The organism is Dyadobacter psychrotolerans (assembly GCF_004349265.1).
In the GTDB taxonomy this organism is placed as follows: domain Bacteria; phylum Bacteroidota; class Bacteroidia; order Cytophagales; family Spirosomataceae; genus Dyadobacter; species Dyadobacter psychrotolerans.
The window spans coordinates 602,145-620,818 of record NZ_SMFL01000004.1; the positions used below are offsets into that span (position 1 = coordinate 602,145).

The 18,674-nt window shown below is 44.7% G+C and carries 10 protein-coding genes; 5 read left to right on the forward strand and 5 right to left on the reverse strand.

Annotated elements, in window-relative coordinates:
* The first annotated feature begins 223 nt into the window (after positions 1-223).
* Entirely contained in the window at positions 224-1,180 is a 957-nt protein-coding gene (locus E0F88_RS14210) for an amidohydrolase family protein (RefSeq protein WP_131958912.1), read from the forward strand.
* A gap of 28 nt (positions 1,181-1,208) precedes the next feature.
* Here the strand turns inward: E0F88_RS14210 and E0F88_RS14215 are convergent, their stop codons facing one another.
* The 3 genes from E0F88_RS14215 to E0F88_RS14225 all read right to left on the reverse strand — a co-directional run bounded on the left by E0F88_RS14215 (position 1,209) and on the right by E0F88_RS14225 (position 4,153).
* A complete protein-coding gene (locus E0F88_RS14215; RefSeq protein ID WP_131958913.1) occupies positions 1,209-1,961 on the reverse strand; it encodes a hypothetical protein in 753 nt (250 codons plus the stop codon).
* Positions 1,962-2,271: 310 nt separating this feature from the next.
* Positions 2,272-3,099, reverse strand: coding sequence for a helix-turn-helix domain-containing protein (locus E0F88_RS14220; protein WP_131958914.1), 828 nt, complete (start codon positions 3,097-3,099; stop codon positions 2,272-2,274).
* A gap of 28 nt (positions 3,100-3,127) precedes the next feature.
* A complete protein-coding gene (locus tag E0F88_RS14225; protein ID WP_229213769.1) occupies positions 3,128-4,153 on the reverse strand; it encodes an alpha/beta fold hydrolase in 1,026 nt (341 codons plus the stop codon).
* Between the two features lie 78 nt (positions 4,154-4,231).
* Between E0F88_RS14225 and estT the strand changes: the two genes are divergently transcribed.
* Positions 4,232-5,083, forward strand: a complete 852-nt coding sequence (gene estT, locus E0F88_RS14230) for a macrolide hydrolase EstT (RefSeq protein ID WP_131958915.1) — start codon at positions 4,232-4,234, stop codon at positions 5,081-5,083.
* 213 nt (positions 5,084-5,296) lie between these two features.
* Here the strand turns inward: estT and E0F88_RS14235 are convergent, their stop codons facing one another.
* Positions 5,297-7,231, reverse strand: coding sequence for an alpha-amylase family glycosyl hydrolase (locus E0F88_RS14235; protein WP_131958916.1), 1,935 nt, complete (start codon positions 7,229-7,231; stop codon positions 5,297-5,299).
* Positions 7,232-7,414: 183 nt separating this feature from the next.
* The gene (locus E0F88_RS14240; RefSeq protein ID WP_131958917.1) at positions 7,415-10,600 is read right to left on the reverse strand and encodes a DUF7379 domain-containing protein; all 3,186 of its coding nucleotides are present in this window, start codon (positions 10,598-10,600) and stop codon (positions 7,415-7,417) included.
* 261 nt (positions 10,601-10,861) lie between these two features.
* Between E0F88_RS14240 and E0F88_RS14245 the strand changes: the two genes are divergently transcribed.
* The 3 genes from E0F88_RS14245 (at position 10,862) to E0F88_RS14255 (ending at position 18,598) form a co-directional block, all read left to right on the forward strand.
* Entirely contained in the window at positions 10,862-14,929 is a 4,068-nt protein-coding gene (locus E0F88_RS14245; protein ID WP_131958918.1) for a caspase family protein, read from the forward strand.
* A 363-nt stretch (positions 14,930-15,292) separates the two neighbouring features.
* Entirely contained in the window at positions 15,293-16,756 is a 1,464-nt protein-coding gene (locus E0F88_RS14250) for a PhoX family protein (protein ID WP_131958919.1), read from the forward strand.
* A 60-nt stretch (positions 16,757-16,816) separates the two neighbouring features.
* The gene (locus E0F88_RS14255) at positions 16,817-18,598 is read left to right on the forward strand and encodes a cytochrome-c peroxidase (protein WP_165940062.1); all 1,782 of its coding nucleotides are present in this window, start codon (positions 16,817-16,819) and stop codon (positions 18,596-18,598) included.
* The last annotated feature ends 76 nt before the right edge of the window (positions 18,599-18,674 follow it).

Here is an 18,674-nt window from a genome sequence, read left to right on the forward strand (position 1 = left end):
TGTTCTTGTGTCCGACCCATTTTTGATAACACCTTTTAGAAGATGACCGGAACCGTGCCTGAATCTGTCAGGGCTCAGCATTGAGTAGCGGTTACCCGCTAAATCCAAACCATTTTATGTTCCCGTGAGTAAACTTTGATAAAAAATCGTTTTGAATCTGTGGTCCCGGATGGTGCAAGCTGTGAAAGGATGGGTGTGAAATTGTGACCAAATCATTTAACCAATGAACCGCAGAACATTTCTTTCTTTATCTGCCGGTGCTTCCCTAGCAACCGGGCTTTCTGTAAGTGCGCAGCGAAAAGCAGCAATACCCATTATTGATACCCACATTCATCTTTTTGATCCGAACCGACCCCAGGGTATCCCGTGGCCTGGTAAAAATGACAAAATTCTTTACAAACCTGCGCTCCCTGAACGCTACCGCGGTATTGCGGGACGTCTTGGAGTAGCTGGAGCTATTGTAGTGGAAGCCAGTCCCTGGCCAGAAGACAATCAGTGGGTGCTGGAGGTGGCTGCAAAAGATAAAATCATTGTCGGTGTAATTGGTAATCTGGAACCGGGCAAACCGGAATTCAATAAACAATTAGACCGCTTTCAGAACAATCCGCTTTTTCTTGGTATTCGTTATGGAAACCTTTGGGGCCGGGATATTGCGATTCAATTAAAGAGTCCTGGTTTTATCTCAGACCTGAAAGCTTTGGCGCGGGATGGTTTGGTTCTGGACACGGCCAATCCTAATCCGGCTTTGTTGGCAGCGATTGTTAATCTGACAGATCTGGTGCCCGATTTAAAGATCATCATCGATCATTTGCCGCAGATGAACATTCCGGCGGATAAACAGATTAAGAACAATTATGAAGCCGACCTTCGTCTACTAGGGCAAAGCCCTAAAGTTTATGTGAAAATTTCTGAGGTGCTGCGCCGGGTTAATGGTCAGATCCCGACTGAACTGGATTTTTACCGCGAGCGCCTCGATGAACTGTTTACCACCTTTGGTGAAGATAGATTATTATATGGCAGCGATTGGCCGAATAGTGATCAATGGCTGCCATTTGAAACCGGACTTAACCTGGTGCGTGAATATTTTATGGAAAAGGGCCAGACTGCTGCAGAAAAATATTTCTGGAAAAACTCAGTCGCGGCTTACAACTGGCGAAAACGAGACGTTACTCAGCCATAGCGGTCAAAGCATTTTAAAACACTTCATCTTACTCGATTTTATCCCAATTCATTGGTACATCCGCCAGGCTTTTGTGAACCTTGGTTTTCAATAAATCCACCAGCTCCTTATCGTTCAAAATTTCCCTTTGTGTTTTTAAGACATACCAAAGACTTTTAAATCCCGGAATTTTACTATCATCATATATTTTGCCAGCTGCAACGTGCCAGCGGCATTGATACCAGCCATAGTTTTGGGGGAATTTTGGACCTATCTCATTGTAATAGGTTTCCAGGTCTTGCAGCGTGGTATATTTCAGTGTGGACTTCTCTGTAGTGGCTACCACCATTTTTGGAAAAGCGGTTAACGCAGGCAACAGTCCGGGTTCATTTTCAGCAATGTAAGTGTGCAGCAAAATATTCGGAAATAGTTCGCCCATCCACCTGCGCTGCATCACCAGGCCGCCTTGATTGTGATATGCGTGCCCCAGTTCGTGAATCGCCAGAAGATCAAAGAAGGGTTCCATATTTAACCCGCCTTTTTTGTCTGAATAGGCGCTGGTGATTAAGTCAGCTTGTTCTTTTGACATTTTATCTAACGCGGGAATCATACTTTTCCAATAATCATTGTCTTCCGAAGCCACAATGAGCGTTTTATTGCTGGTATAGTGCGGCATACCATAAAAGGGAAATTTGGTATGCTTGTTCCAGTCCTGAGGAGAAAGAATCAGTAGTGTAACGGACGGGGTGAATTGAAGTTGAGTGCTATAAAATGCAATAACCTGATCAAGCTGTTTCGCCATTCGTTTTGCCTTGATTTCTACGCCAGAACTAAAATAGACAGGTGTTTGGTAACCCTTCAATTTATTTAAACCCTCGTACGATTGAGCAAATAAATTGCAGCCAAATAGCCAAAGGCCCAGTAACAGCAAGCAGGACAGTCTTATACCAAATGGCTTTAAAAAATTTGCGTATTCAGAAACCGCTCTGTCGCAATTGACTGCTTCGATTCTCCAAAATGATTGATGATTGATTCGTGTTGCCATGATTTTTTTTAGCAAATTTAGACCTTCGAAATTCGGCCTGCATAGTATAAAATCGACAACTTTGACGCTAGTAACGCATATCTCTTTGCATTCGCAGCGGAGTGGAAATCAGTTGCTGTGCAATCACAGATGGATTCACGCCGGCAAATACTTTAAAGTCTCTGATCATATGCATTTGGTCGTAGTATCCGGCTTCGTAGGCAATTTGTATCCAGCTAAGATATGGGAAAGCTTCATGCAATCTGTAAGCCTTCGAAAATTTTAAAATCCGGCTGTACAGTTTTGGATTCATACCCAATCTTTCCTGACATTTTCTTTCAAATTGTTTTAGGCTCAGACAGGAAAATGAGGCTGTTTTTTCTATGGAGATGTTGCCCTCGTGCTTTAACATCGTCAGCAGGGCCGAATCAAAAGGTAACAGCGCCTTGACATTTTTTGTCCGGCTTAGAAGAAATTGTTCAACGATAATTTTACAGGCTTCTAAATCGTAAAGCTGCTGCAATTGGTCGTTGACACTTTTCAGTTCGCTGCCAAAAATGTCATTTGCGTCAAAACCGCCATCGAACAATTCATTCATAGGAATTCCCAAAAGCCGGTACATCGCACCTGGCAGAAAATCAACGCGTACGGATTTAAGCTGCTTATGCACTTTAACGTTCACGCGGGAAATCTGCGGGCCGGTCAGTAACGTAAGCGGTTGCTTGTGGAAATTTTCATCCCCTATGCGGCCCATCGATATGGGGTCATTGCAGTAGAACATGATCGATTGAAAGGGTGAGGGAGGGTAGGGGGTAACGACCTCCATAATTCCTTCCGGCAAAGTGACGTCAATGGTGAGTATGGTAGATACGTAGGTCTGTAAGGCCGGGTGCGGTTTGTATATTTTAACCTCCATTTAAATATCGTTTAAATGTTAGAGCAAATCATTTACCAGGTGTACCATCCTGATCTTCCATGAAAAAATCAATCGCAATTTTGCAGAGAATCTCACCTTTTGAATCTGGCATTTCGTGTCCTGTATTTGGATAAATGCATAATTGGCCTTTGCTGAGCGATTGAAAAATTTTGATGCTATGATCCAATTTGATCATGTCGCGATCGCCTCGTATTATTAGCACAGGAATATTAATACCGGAAAGTTTGTCGTCGGGTATTTTTATTTCTCTTGACCACATTTTCTGTGTATCCTCCCAGAACTTGATCCATTTTTCGGGTTCGGGATTCATCTTTTGGTAATTTTCCAGCCAGTCTTTATCTTCTTTAACCGCTTCCACGGTATACTGTTTTAACAGGTCCAGTCCCTCTTGTGTCAGCCCGCTCGACCTTGAATTTGAAGCGCCGCTCACCACTTTCTTTATTTTGTCAGGTCGGTTAGCTGCAAGCAGCAGTGCCGTGTTTCCTCCCATGCTCCAACCCATAACATATGCGCTGTCCAGATTTAGGGAATCAATAAGATCCGAACAATATTCAGCAAGCAAGTCACCACTCAGACTGTCGGCTTGTTGTGATCGCCCGTGACCCGGAGCATCCGGCGCTATCACTCGGAAATGTTTTGACAACTCCGGAATAATACCACCCAGATTTTCAATTGAACCAAGTCCCTGATGGAACAGCAGTAGAGGTGTGCCACTGCCATATTGTTCATAGTAAATCTTTGTACCGCGAATATTCAGATACTTTCCATTATTTGAACCGTACCTGATTGGCTTTTCAGTTGGTTTTGTTTCTTTACAGGAAAGAAGTAGTACACTCGCAAAAAGGTAACAAAAGTATTTTACCATGGTATCCGGCATTACGATACAGTTTTCATTCAGGTAAACATAGTAAATCTTTGGCAGGAAACAGATAGGTAAACTTTTTGTTATGAGCCATTTATTCAAAGTGATTGGTTTCAGACCAGGTATCAGGCAACGATTTGATTTGTTACTTTTTCTTACACGTCTGTTCATTTAAAATTTCTTTCCTTATTGGTTGGTATGGGCCTGGCAAAATTATTGCCTGACATTTGGAAACTGATTTATTCCCAAATGAAAGAACTCCTTGTAAAAAACAACAACGTGACTTTATGTACAGAAAATTTTGGGGAAGCTGGCAGGCCTGCAATTTTACTGATAATGGGAGCCACGGCCTCAATGCTTTGGTGGGATGAAGAATTTTGTGAACAGTTAGCGAGCAGAGGCTATTTTGTCATACGTTATGATAACCGGGATACCGGAAAAAGCACAATTTACGAATCTGGTTCGTCTGCTTACGACCTGGTTGATTTGGCTGACGACGCCCTACATATTCTGGATGCCTATAAAATAAAACAGGTTCACCTGGTTGGTATGTCGCTCGGGGGTATCCTGAGTCAGATTACGGCACTCAAATATCCCGGGCTGGTTTTGTCATTAACATTATTGGCCACGGGGCCTTTTGGTGAAACAGATCCGAATATTCCGCCGATGGATGACCGTATCATAACGTTTCAAAAAAAAGCTGATGAAATTGATTGGACAGATGAAGACGCGGTGGTATCATACCTGGCTGGCGGAGCAGAATTGCTCAACGGCACCAAACATAGTTTCGACAAAAACAGGTCTGAAATTCTTGCACGTGCAGAGTTCAGAAGAGCAATCAATTTTAGAAGCATGTATAACCATGCGCAGCTTCAAGGTGGTGAAAACTATTTCAATCGAACCGCTGAAATCACACAGCCAACACTGATTATTCATGGTACCGCTGACAAAATCTGGAATTACAACAATGCGCTTACCCTGGAGAGGACTTTGCCAAACGTGCGGTTGTTAACTCTTGATGGCGTTGGGCACGAGCTACACCGACTGGACTGGAATCTTATTATCGATGCTATTGCCCGGCATACTGGCCAGTTGGATTGATCTTTATGCGTGTAGATTATTTATTGCAGTCCTGTCGTTTAAACGCAATCTGCCATTAGCTTGGCTTCTGATGTCATAGGATCTAAGTACTTACATTAAAATCCATCGTCTACTGGAAATGGGTGTATGTTATATGAAATTATTTTAAAAACTGTATTCATATGCCAAAATAAGGGGACTGAATAAAAGATCGATTTGAGCACAACAAATATGTCAATCACCTAAATCCCGGGAAAATATGACTATTGAATTGGCCGGAACCGTTATCAATGCGGAAGCAGACAATCCATTCATCGGTCCGCCGATTGCCTCAATGCTACCCCCGTTACCGGCAGATGCGGGATTTACCCAATTCTCGTAGACATCGCTGTTGAACACTTCAAACCACTTTCCACTTGCCGGTAAAGGAATCTGGTAATTGTAAAGCGTATTCTCGTTCAAGCTAACCACCACGATTACGTCTCGCCCTGTTCTTTCTACCCACCTCTGAAATACCAGCACACGCGAACTATTCTCCATTGAAAGGGCTTTTACTCTTTCGCCCCGCAGGCCAGGGTGCTTACGTCTTATCCAGATAAGCTCGCGGGTGAAACGGAGAAAATCAATCATAATTTTTTGATCATCCAGCCCCTTCCAAAAAATAAGCATGTCCTTGTGATTCGGCGCGTCATCCGCCCAACGTTTGTCCTCGAAAAACTCCTGACCCATGAACAGCATCGGAATCCCTGGTGAGGTAAGAATAAGTCCTGTCGCAACACGTGAACGACTGGTCGCATACCAGCTGCGTGTGTCACCTCCACCGACCGCCAGAGATGGAATTCGCGGAGCTCTGTCACGATATACTTCGTCATGACTTTCTACATACTGTACTGCCCGCCATGTATCAGCGAAACCGGGAACAATAAGTTGGTTTGCAACAGGTTGCCAATCAATATGAGCGTTTTGCCCTCCCGAAGCCTGACTAATGACACCTCGAATGGCATTTCGTAAACCGTCATGCCAGTTCGCATGAAAACCGGCGCCTCCCTGCTGTTGCGTGCGTACGACAGCAGGGTCAGGTCCCCAGTACTCGGCGATGTTAATTGCTTCCGGCTCCTGCGCGGCCAATGTTGAATTTAAATGTTGGCAGAACAACCATCCACTGGGTACATTTTGTTTGTCAATTACCGTCACCTGATCATACCGGTAGCCGTCAATGTGATACTCGTCCAGGAAAAATCTTGCATTGTCAATCAGGAACTGTCTGACACTTTCGTTCCAGAACGCAAATACCGGGCCTGTGTGATCTTCATTGGTGAAATAAAGGCTGTCATTTTTATCGGCGCCTGCTGCACGGTCAAAGAAATAGATCGACTCTGACTGTCCGGTAACATCTCCCGAAGCGTGATTGTAGACAACATCGAGAATGACAGCTATACCGTAGTGGTGACAGATATCAACAAGCGCCTTGAACTGATTGATCCCAATGGCAAGTATTTGCTTTGTAAGAGGTGGCTTTCCTTTCCGGGTAAGCAGCCGGTTTGCAAGCTCAAGATAACCATCCAGTTCGGAATCATCCGTTACCTGATAATCCATTTCAGGAGAGAATAGATCTGAGCCATTGTAACCCATGCTGCGGGGTGTGCTGTATTCCACTATGGGTAATGGCTCTATGGCATTCACGCCAAGTTCGGAAAGGTACTCTATACGGTCAAGTACATCCAGAAACTTGGCAACTCTGGTCTCGCGGTTAGGGCCATACCACGTCCCAATGTGAAACTGGTATATAATCAAATCACTGAAGACGGGCGTTTTCCAATTGCCGTCCTGCCAAGGGAAGCTGGATGCTGATCTTAGGATACAAGATGGATTAGGCCACTCTATGGTCAGCTCACGTGCATATGGATCCCGCTTGAAACCTTCGGTTCCCTGGCCGATTACATAAAATTTGTAGGTTTCTCCGTCCTCCAGACCGGCCATGAAACCTGTCCAATGTCCGTCATTGTTTTGGATAAGCAATGTGCTATCATCGTGTTCCCAGTTGTTAAACCCGCCGGAAACATAAACCTGTTTTGCGCGTGGTGCCCAGACACGAAAGGTTGCTCCATCGTGAAGCAAGTTGGCCCCCATAGGCGTGGAAGGTGTAATATGTTGCTGAGATGCTGGCATGGTATAATTTGTAGATAGAGGTTGCTGCTTATTTTATCAATCATTACAGGTTTTGTATGCATCCAAATACATCGCGCCTGATACCTTTATTCAACATCACATACTGGCGTATGAAGTGCGTTAGTGGGTAAGTTGGCTACGAGATTGACCTTGCTGCGTTTAAAACATTCGCCGGGAAAGCCATTACACCTGCAACAGTTTCGCCAACGCACGGACTGAGTCATCATTAACAAAATAATTCAGGTGATGACAAGATATCTTTTGCGGCACACTGGCAGCGTGAACGTCGAATATGCTATCTAAACTTACAGCAATGTCGTTAACGGTGTCCCTGTACACCCAGGTGCCGATCTGGCCAACCACTTTCTCCATGAACGGCAGTCCCTCATTTGCAATCAGATAAGTCTCGAGGTCGCCTCCTACAATGAAGTATGGAATTGGTGCCGCACTCTTGTGATTCAGCTTTTTGATGAATTCGCTGCCGCTATCCATTTGCTCCAGCGTGTAAAGAACTTGCTTGTTACCCACTTTTAATACCGACGATAAGAATCCTGTTACCGCACCGACTTGTGGCGGGAAAAACTTGGTGCCGAGTGCCAGGGCAACGGATGTCCAGCTCACATAACCCGGAATTTTACCGAATCTGCTTCCTCCGTTAGGCGTTCCCGCCATAATCAGCTTGTCGATAAATTTGCTGCCCCCGAGATCCTCAATCAGGTACCGCGAGACGAGGCCGCCCATCGAATGCGCTACGAAAACGAGTTTTTTGTCATCATTTTCGTGGAATCCCAGACCGGTTAATTTGTCTTTAAGAATCCTGGCTATCTGTTCAATCGGGGTGTTCAGGTTTTCGTAGTCATAGGTTAACACAAGGTCATAACCGCCGTTTAGTGCCATTTGAAATGTTTTAGCCATATCCTCCGTGTCGCCGATGATCCCATGCACAAGCAGCAACACGTTTTTCGAATCCTTTACTTTTGAGGCAAGTCTCTCATCCTTTCGGGTCGCATCGTCATTATAGTCAACCCATCTCAGCTGGTTAGGGTCCGCCTTTACACCCAATTTGGCGGCAAATTTTAGGAATACCATCCTGAACGCACCACCAAGGCTTCTCGTCTTCTCGGATGTTTCCTCCGGAATTGTATGTATTTGAACTTGTATAAGGCCGGGATCATTGATCGAGATGACCCCCATAGGCACAAAGTCCTCTCCATCGAAGAAAAACGGCAAAACAATTTCTTCGTCATTTTCAGGTTTAATATTGATGATCAGCGGTTGGTCCTTCAAATCCGGCGTGTTACGTACATCCACAACCTCAGCGACGCTCCGGCTTTCGCCTTTGGCACCCTCTTCGAAGTCCATAATCTGAAACCATGGATTCGTTGTATATGCCTCATTGATACCCGGCTTGTCGACTCCTCTTGTGCCAGACACGAGCGGAGCCCAGCCCAATTTCCCCCGAAATGAAGCATGTGGTTCGATTATTACACCATTGCCGATGATCAGCTGTTCAGAGCCTACTTCCTTCTCCGCCTTTTTAACGAGCCTGATCGTCATCGCTTTTGTGAGCCAGTCCGATTTCGTCGTGCCGATTCCTTTCGCCTGCAAAAGTCCCCTTCCTGCCGATGGCGTGACGACAGCCCCTATTTGCAAAGGCTCCTGTACAAAAAGGCTGCTGTCCATCGCTTCTGTTGACACGATCAGCTTCAATGTATCGATCTCCTCGTCGCTGTCCAATGTAAACACATCGCTTGTCAACACAGCAGAGCCGCCTGGTGGGACGGGTTGGGCATCCATGAAAAGAACGATCACACCGTAATCAGGCGACAAGTACAACAGGCTGACATACAGCTTCTGGCTCGCATTATTGGTGAATTTGACTTTGAACGGAATGTTTGTTCCATCGTGATCCAGGGTAATCGACAGGTCGTCAAAAGCCTTGTTACGTCTCCCCTCGGAAATCTCGACTTCGAATTTAATCTGATCCTGTTGGATGGCCGATCGCGTGTTCTGCAACTGGAGTAAACGCTGCCACCTGGCCAGTGTCTCCAGAACTTTCAGCATGTGGGCGGTAGAGAATTTATCCGTTCCGGCGATAGTCTGAACGCGCTCTCCGTTTGCAGTTTTATAAATGGCGACGTTACCATTTTCGACTTTAAGCTCAAACAATGCAGCCTGGATGGTGTCGGTAAGCAAAATCCCTGACTCTGATGCCGTCGACAGGGTGTCGTTCATAGCTTGTCGGACGGTATTGTCTCCATAAACAAAAAATGGCGACAATCTAAGAAATTCGGGTTCTCCCCAGTATACTTTGCTGGCATCGAGCGGTAGTGCTCCTATGTTTAATGTACTCTCAGTGACATTCATTACATCAAGACTAGCCTCGCCGATAAACTGCCCTTCGGCCACAGAATCGTAAATCATTACTTCTACAGGCTCGCCAACCTTTTCCTCTAATCCCATACCGGCCCCGAGATCGATCGTCCATTTTTTATTCGTTTTTTGATAAACACGGTATCTTCCCAACTGGATGCCTTCGACGTTTCGGCCAAGAAATCCCCTGCTCAAATCAAAGATCCCGAGAACTTCCATTTGTGGAGTCTGATTTTTTAAAGCGTTTTTGATAAACGCCCGGACCTGAACAAAAAGATCGGAATAGGTTACCTGACCGCCGCTTTTGCTCAGCACGGAGATCAATGATTGGGTAAATTGCCCATGTCCCTTAAACTCCCACGCACGCTCTGTACGGTCGCAGGCGGCCAGCAGCAGGTGATCGGTCGCAGGGATCCTGAGGTCAGAGCGGCGTAAGTATGCCCCGTCCAGATACGTGTCAAGCGTTCGGGTTGCGGTACTCCCTTTTTCGAAACGCGCCTGCATTTGCAAAAACTGTTCGATTTCTCTGGTCACAGAACCGGAATGGCAGGAATCGGGTATCACAACAATCTGTGGTTTTTTTGCACTAACCTCTTCCAGCAACAGCGCAATCTCCTTGTCTGCCAGATCGTATTTACCCGGTTCCCTGCTGTCGTAAAGCACCCATGTCTGTTCCTCACCGTCGATTGTTTCTGCCTGGAACTCGGCAGCGGTAATGCCAGTTGATCCGTGCCCTGAGTAGTACGCCAAAGCAATGTCCTCAGGGCCGGCCTGTGCCAAATGTTCCCTGAATCCCTTAATTACATTGGCACGTGAGGCATCGGCATTGGTGAGTACATGAATTTGTTTACTATCAGGGATAAGATCCTGATAGTTTTCTGTAAGAAATTTTTTAAAATCATTCACATCATTCACACATCCGTTCAACGCTCTGATAGACGGACTGGAAGAAGGACTGTAGTCATTAATGCCAATCAGTAATGCAAAAATTTTCATAGGGGTTTTGGTTGAAGGATTTGGAGAAAGATCGTTACAAGTTACCGCTGTCGCCTCACTTGAAAGAAGGTCCTTTTTTTTAAAATTACCTGCCTTAGCCAATAAATTCAAACTTTTTTAACTCCTAATTATTAAACGGTACATATTGCAATTCACACCTTTAATTGAGCATCCGGCCGTTTAATAAGTTTTTTTCTTACTAGAAATAATACCTCGGAAAAATAGCGATCTTCAACACCAGTCAGCGCAATCCTCACTACTATGGGACTCGGTACAACAGCCTTCAAACAAAAGAAAAATCGGAAGAACCACCTCTTTCTGGTTGGTATTGACCAATACCAACATTGGCCAAAGCTAACTTACCCAGTGTCCGACTGCCAGCGATTCAATACAGTGCTGAAAGATTTCTACGGTTTTTCGGACAGCGATCTGGTCATTCAACCACTCTATGACCAAAAGGCAGAAACCGATATTCTGATCGACGAGATGTCCTATCTGGCAGGAAAAGATGAAAACGGGGAGGCCCGTGTCAAACCAGACGAAAACCTGATCATTTACTTTTCCGGCCATGGTCATTTCATAAACAAGGAAGGGTACTGGGTCGCCGTCAACGCACCGAAAATCGAAAAAAACAGCAAGCCATCAGAAATCAGAAAAAATCTGATTTCAGTGAGCGAGGTTGTCAAGGTGCTGTCCAACATCAATGCCCACCATATCGTATTAATTGTGGATGCCTGTTTTTCAGAAGCCTTTGCGGCAATGGAAGTGGAAGTGAAACCACAAAGCGAAGCCGCGGAAGCAGAGGATCTTCCTTCCAGATGGGTACTCACTGCCGGACGTAACGGACCGGTACCAAATAAAAGTCCGTTTGCCAACGCGTTGGTAGATATCCTGACTAAAAATCAGACTGAAAGCGTTTCCATAAATTGGCTTGGTGCCGAAGTTACAAAGCAGGTCCGTAGTACAAACCAGCGCGTGCCCAACAACCCGTTCATTCTCGAACCATTATGTAAAAGCCTGGTCGATACCAAATACAAGCTGGGTGAATTTTTCTTCCACCGTAAAGCTACCTTGCAACCCGCTGTCGGTTCGGACAGTGCGGATCTTGCAAAAAAACTCTGGATCGGGACTGACAACCATTTCGAGCGACTTCAGAAAGGCAGGTACAAATATCTTAATATTGAGAAAATATTAGGCTCGGAAGCCAATAAAGGTGGGTACCTCGATGTTCAGGTAAAAACAGGAGACAGGATAGCATTACTTGACATGGCCGTGAGTGCCTTATGGAATAGTCCAAAACCACACACGCTTCTTTTCGGTGATGGCGGTATGGGTAAAACCATGTCGTTGCTATTGTTATGGCAACGCTTCCTTTTTGACAAAAAAGGTCCAATTCCGATCTTCATCCCGCTCCACGAATATAACTCAGCCCCGGCATCAGAACGGGAAGACTTTTTGATCCGCTACATCTGCAAGACTCATCTCGATATTTCGGAACCGCTTCCACACACTATCGACTCGCTTTGGGAGCTTTTTGAAACTTCGGAAAACGATAAGCCACGTGTTGTGCTGCTACTGGACGGTCTGAACGAAGTTACGGTCCCGAAAAGTCGCTTAATGAGCAATTTTGAAGATTTTGCGTCAAGAGCTGCTGGTGCGCAGATGGTCCTTTCGTCGAGACATAAGCAAATCGAAAAGATCGACCGGGTATTCGACCGGTTCTCCATAGCGGAGATCCTTCCGTTGTCAAAAGACATTATAGAAAAATATCTTGGCCTAAATGGACTCGGATTACCAAAAAGCGGGGAACTTGTCAGGCTGTTCGCTAACCCGATGATGCTCACACTTTATGCCGGTGCGAATAGTATTGCTGCGAAGTACAGACACGACGATCAATTCCAGTTTAAGAAAGTGACCGCTTACGGGGAACTTATGTGGAACTTCAACGAAGCCCAGCTCGCGCAACTTTCCGAGTCGGCAAATGACGAAGAAACGCTTTATCAAACCTTCCTTCTGCGTGTTCTTGTTCCCTATATCGCCTACCGGATGGAGGACAAAGGAAGGTACGCCATCACAATTCGTAAGCTGATAGACCCTGTTTTTAATCTCAAACTTATACTCGAAGATGCCTTCAGGGATCTGAACACGCCAGAACTTGCTGAACTCTATCCGGCCTTTGCGGGAAAAAGAAAAGTGCTGGGTTTAGCCGATCTGGAGGATATGGACGAAAGAGAGCAACGTGCCGCCAGGGTAACGCAATTTCTGGTGGAACGTCTCCGTGTATTGGTTATGGAAGGAGATGACCTGCGTTTTTTACACCAGAATTTCCGGGACTTTTTTGCGGTATGTCATATACGTAATATGACTGAAATAGCCATTCTGAGACGAACGCTTCCGGAGGTATTTATCAAAAATGATATGCCTGTTTATTTACGCAGGATGATTGGCGAAATCGAAGGAGAACATCACGTGGTTCCTTTTTGGAATGATATAAAAGGAAAGTTAGAACTTCCGGAACCACAAAATCTCTTGTCGCGCCTGATGGCCTTGTGCAAGACTAATTCTGGCATTGCTGCGAGCGAAGCTGAGCGAGCATCAGTGGTACGTAATATTATAGCCATCTGGCTTGATTTACGCCAAACACTTGCGGGGGCTGATCTGACTAATCTGGATCTCTCCCAAGTTAAATTCAATGGCCTGCCTTTGACGCAACACAAAAATAAGACATATCTTTCAGCCCGATTCGAAGGCAGTATCTTGTACGGTCAGGCTTTTAGTTTCGACGGGCATTATGGACAGATCAATCAGGCACATTACAGCGCCGATGGAAAAAAGTTGTTGACAGCTTCGGACGACCATACGGTTAAAGAGTGGCTGATTTCTACATGTAAGCTTTTACAGACATTTTCGGGCCACATGGGTAAGGTTATATCAGCCAGATATAGCCCGGATGGAGAAAAAATACTTTCAGCGTCACACGACGGCCTGGTAATAGAATGGTCTCAGCTAACCGGTGATCGGTTAGCTACATATGAACATGTTCGCGCGAAGGTTAATAATGCGGTGTACTCACCTGACAATACTAAAATTCTAACAGCGGCAGATGATAAACTTGTGAGAGAATGGGATGTGGCAACCAGGGAATGCACTAAAATCTACACCGGGCATAGTAAAAATGTCTCGTCGGCTTATTACAGTAAAGACGGACAAAAAATTATCTCCGCCTCAGCCGACGCCTGCATCCGGGAATGGTCAGTCGTTACCGGCGACTGTCTAAGAGTCCTTTCTGGCCACACCAAAAAAGTTAATACCGCCTGTTATAGCCCAAACGAAAAAAATATCCTTTCAGCCTCTGACGACCACTCGATTATCCAATGGTCTGCTGAGACAGGCCAGCCGCTGAATTATCTCAATGGTCATGTGGCAGAGGTGCTCAATGCAATTTACAGCCCTGACGGTACAAAAATAGTCTCGGCCTCGTCGGACAAAACCATCAGAGAATGGTCAAGTGAAACATGTAAGGAACTCCGCAGTTATGAAGGCCATACGGATAAGGTAAACTTCGTCAGTTACAGTCCCAATAAGTTGCATGTTGTCTCCGCTTCAAACGACAAATCCATTCGTGAATGGAACATTGAAACCGGCATTCAGCTTTTTGCCATTAAAGGGCAGTCGGACTGGGTACTTAACAGATGCGTTATTAGTCCGGATGAAAAAAAATTACTGACGGTCAACTATGACCGGACCTTCAGTGAAATTGACATAGAAACGGGAATTTGTCTTCAGACGTTTCGTGGCCATGAAAAATGGATCCAAAGAGCTAGATACAGTTCGGATGGTACCAAATTAGTCTCCGGTTCGGAAGATTTAACGGTTAGGGAATGGTCAGTTGAAACGGGAGAATGTATACATATTTACCATGGACACCAACACCGCATTGAAGACGCCGTTTTTAATCTGAACGGTACCAGTATAATCTCGTGTGATTTCAGTGATAATTATCGTGAATGGTCGACCGACACAGGTAAGGAAATCGTGCATGATGGCGATAATAGCGCTTTACTGGCCTCACAAATGCAATCGCTCATCGAAGCATCCTCGAAATCATATCAAGTGAAATGCTTTCAGGCGCAGGTTACTGTTAAACTTGCAACCAATCGTCCTGTTCTCACCTTTACAAATGTATCAGGATTGCTGGTCCAGAGCTGTGATTTCAGAAAAATAGATCCGAAGTCTGTTTTTTCCGATGCAGTCATGAAGAACCTGAGATCTTATGGTGCAATTTTTAATTACAGTGACGAAGCCGCCTGGAAACGCGCGATTAAATAATCTCTGAATCTGGCACATTTACTTGCATTTGTTGCATATTTTGTTCGTGAATATATAGACGACAATCCAGTCAATGTTCTCTCCAAATTTTAGAGTGACCATGATGGAAGCGGGCATTCCAAACAAAGAGCGCTTGGGACCAACAAGTTTACATAGTCAATCTGTGCAAATATATAGCGTGTCTAAGCAGCATTCATATGTAAGGTATGACTCTTTAAGAAAACTTTAACCTGATGCCGGAATCCTGCAATCGAAACCAGCCGAAAGGGTCATAATCCATAACCAGGTGTTCATAATTTCATAACATTTACGTAAAATCTTAGTGTTGGGCAAAGGGTAGATTTGTAAAAAATACTACTCACCATGACAAAGAATTTTATGAACAAAAAAAGCCTTGCAGCTGCCATTATTTGTGGCTCAATGACTTTGAACGGATGTATCAAAGACCATGAAAATCCGCCGGTCGATGCATCTAAGCTGGTTAACAGATCAGTAAATCCATCTTTACTGAAATCGATGCCCGGTTTCGAAAGCCTTCAGATCACGACGCTGATCAGCTCAGATGACAAACTCGCCGAATCTCCAGATTTTGTTTACGGCGCACAGCCCGATGGCGGAGCATTTGTAAGAAACCCAAACGGAGAAGGTTTTGTGATGATCAACAATCATGAGATCTTGTTTTCAGTGTCAAGGGTTTATCTGGATAAAGACCTCAAACCGGTAAAGGGAGAATACATCGTGGATGCCGAAGGCGGTCAATGGCGGTTATGCTCTGCAACGCTGGCTACGCCCAAGGAACATGGCTTTGGTCCAGTTTTCCTGACAGCTGGTGAAACAAATTCGGAGTCGATGACGCATGCAATTGACCCGTTTGGAGCCGCTGATAAGAAAAATAAATCCAGAACGGTAAGCGCATTTGGAAAATGGAATGCTGAGAACGCAGTGCCACTTCCAAAAGATGCTTTCCCTGGTAAAACAGTAATTATCATCGGTGAAGATGACACCAACGGACAGCTGGTAGCCTACGTATCTGAAACAGTTGGAGATCTGAATAACGGGAAACTGTATGCACTTCGCAGGACCAATCAGGAAAGTGTTGAGACAGATATGGTTAAAGGACAATCATACGATGTTGAATTTGTGCCTTTTGATGATGTGAAAACCAGTACGGGAACACAACTTCAGGCGCAAACCGTGGATAAAAAAATGATCCAGTTCGCAAGGGTTGAAGACATCGATTATGTGAAAGGTGGAAATGGCGCCGGAAGAGAAATCTACTTTACAGCAACTGGTGTAAGCCAGGCCGACAAAGTAACCCCGGTCGCTGGCAAAAATATGTGGGGTAGGGTGTATCACCTGAAATTTGACGCTATCAATCCGTTAAAAGGAAAGTTGGATATTATCATGGATGGCGCTGACCGCCCAGGTAATTTTATTGTCAATCCGGACAATATCTGCGTGACAAAAAACTATGTTTATGTTCAGGAGGATGGTGATTCGTTTTACCGTGACAATGACCACGACGGAACGATTTGGCAGTATAACATCGCTACAAAAGAAAGCAAAGCTATGCTTCAAATGAACCATAGAAGAACGGATGCTGCATTTAATGCCAAATACAACTCTGTAAACAGCAACCTTTTAAGCTCCTGGGAATATGGTGCGATGATCGACATTTCTGAGGAGACAGGTATTCCTGAAACTTTTATGATCAATCTTCACCCGCATACATGGCAGGATCCGAAGTACAAAGGAGCTGACGGAAGTGGCCTGTCTACTAATCAGGAAGGCGGCCAAACTGTGATCGTAAGAGGTATAAAACAATAATTACTTGCTAAACAAATGGATAGGAGGCCCTGTTATCGGGGCCTTCCTATTTTTTATATTATGTCCAAAATAATCCAATATGCGCTGATAGGCTTAGTCTCGGTAGTGCTGTCTTTCTGCTCTTCTCCAAAAACCGGGAAGGATAAGCTTTATACAGATTTTGACAGCGATATCGATTCACTTGTTTTAATGAATGATGAATTCTTAAAGCTGGTCAAAGAAAAAAAGCAGGCAGGTGAATTAAAAATACCATTTTTAAAACTTCGTCTGCAATTCAAAAAGGTCGAAGCTTTCGCTGAATACTTCGCTCCTTCTACTGTCAGGCTGGTCAACGGTGCGCCGCTGGATGAAATTGAAGATGAGGAAAATGCTGTTTTTGAGCCGGGCGGCTTACAGGTAATAGAAGAACTGATTTATACCCGAGAGGCTGTTGAACAGGAAGAACTCATCCGCCATGTACGGAAAATGCAGGTCAACGTTAAAAGGATAAAAACGCTTTGGAAAGATATCCGAATTACCGATTCACATGTATTCGATGCGCTCAGGCTGGAACTTTTCAGGTTAATAACGCTTGGAATTTCCGGATTTGACACACCTGCCTCGGGAAATGTAATTGCAGAAAGTGTTGCTGTCCTTGAATCTTTCGACCGGTATTTACTTGCCTACCAAGACATTTTACCAGAGTATGAAAACCTGAAAGATCTTACTGAAAGGGCCATTGGATATCTAAAGGCAAACCCGGATCTTAATACTTTTAACAGGGCTGTGTTTATTGCTGATTACATCAATCCCATATCTGTTTCATTGAAAACAAATCGTGAAGCGGCATCTATTCCTGCGCTAAAAGACAGAAGACTTTTGGATAGTGACGCTGCTACTTTGTTTGAAAACGGCGCTTTTAATTCCGAAAACCTGCTCTCAAATCCAAAACTTGGTTCGACGGCCAACCGAATCAGTCTGGGACAGAAATTGTTTTATGACGGACGCGTTTCCGGCAACGGAAAAACCAATTGCGGAACCTGCCACCAACCTGCACTTGCTTACAGCGACGGTATTACAACCAGCAAAGGGGTCACTGCGGGTAACATCAAAAGAAATGCACCTACGATTATGTACTCGGCGCTTCAGCAGGCTTTGTTTTACGATTTGAGATCACCTTCCCTGGAAGACCAGGCGGCTGACGTAATTCATAACAAAGAGGAAATGTCTGGCTCTTTGAAGAACATCGCTCGTCTTACTGGTACGGACAGCGATTATAAAAAGTTGTTTAAAAAGGCCTATCCCAAACTGGATTCGGTTCAGCCTATGCACATTCAGAGTGCGCTGGCCGTTTTTGTGCGCTCACTTAGCCCTTTTAATTCGCCCTTTGACCAATACATGCGAGGAGATAAAAAAGCACTTACGGATAATCAGGTTAAGGGATTTAATTTATTTATGGGTAAAGCCCGCTGCGGTACCTGTCATTTTATGCCGCTTTTTAATGGTACAGTTCCTCCGGATTACCAGCGCAGCGAGTCCGAAGTTTTAGGTATTACCAAAAGTGCTGATCTTAAAAATCCGGTTTTGGACAATGATCCGGGAAGAGGAGTCCACAACCAGTTTCCTCAATGGAAAAACTCTTTTAAAACACAAACGGTTAGAAACATTGCCAAAACTGCGCCGTATATGCATAACGGAGCTTTTCAAACCTTAGAGCAGGTCATGGATTTTTATAATGAGGGTGGAGGTGCCGGTTTAGGTCTAAACGTTCCTAATCAAACACTGTCGGGAGACAAACTCAATTTGACTCCGCTAGAAATCGGGCTGGTGATTGATTTTATGAAAAGCTTAACGGATAGATGATAATCACAACCTATTCTAAATAAATAAGAAACGTTGCGTATAGTGTTTAAAAAAAATGAATTTACTGTCTTTAAAT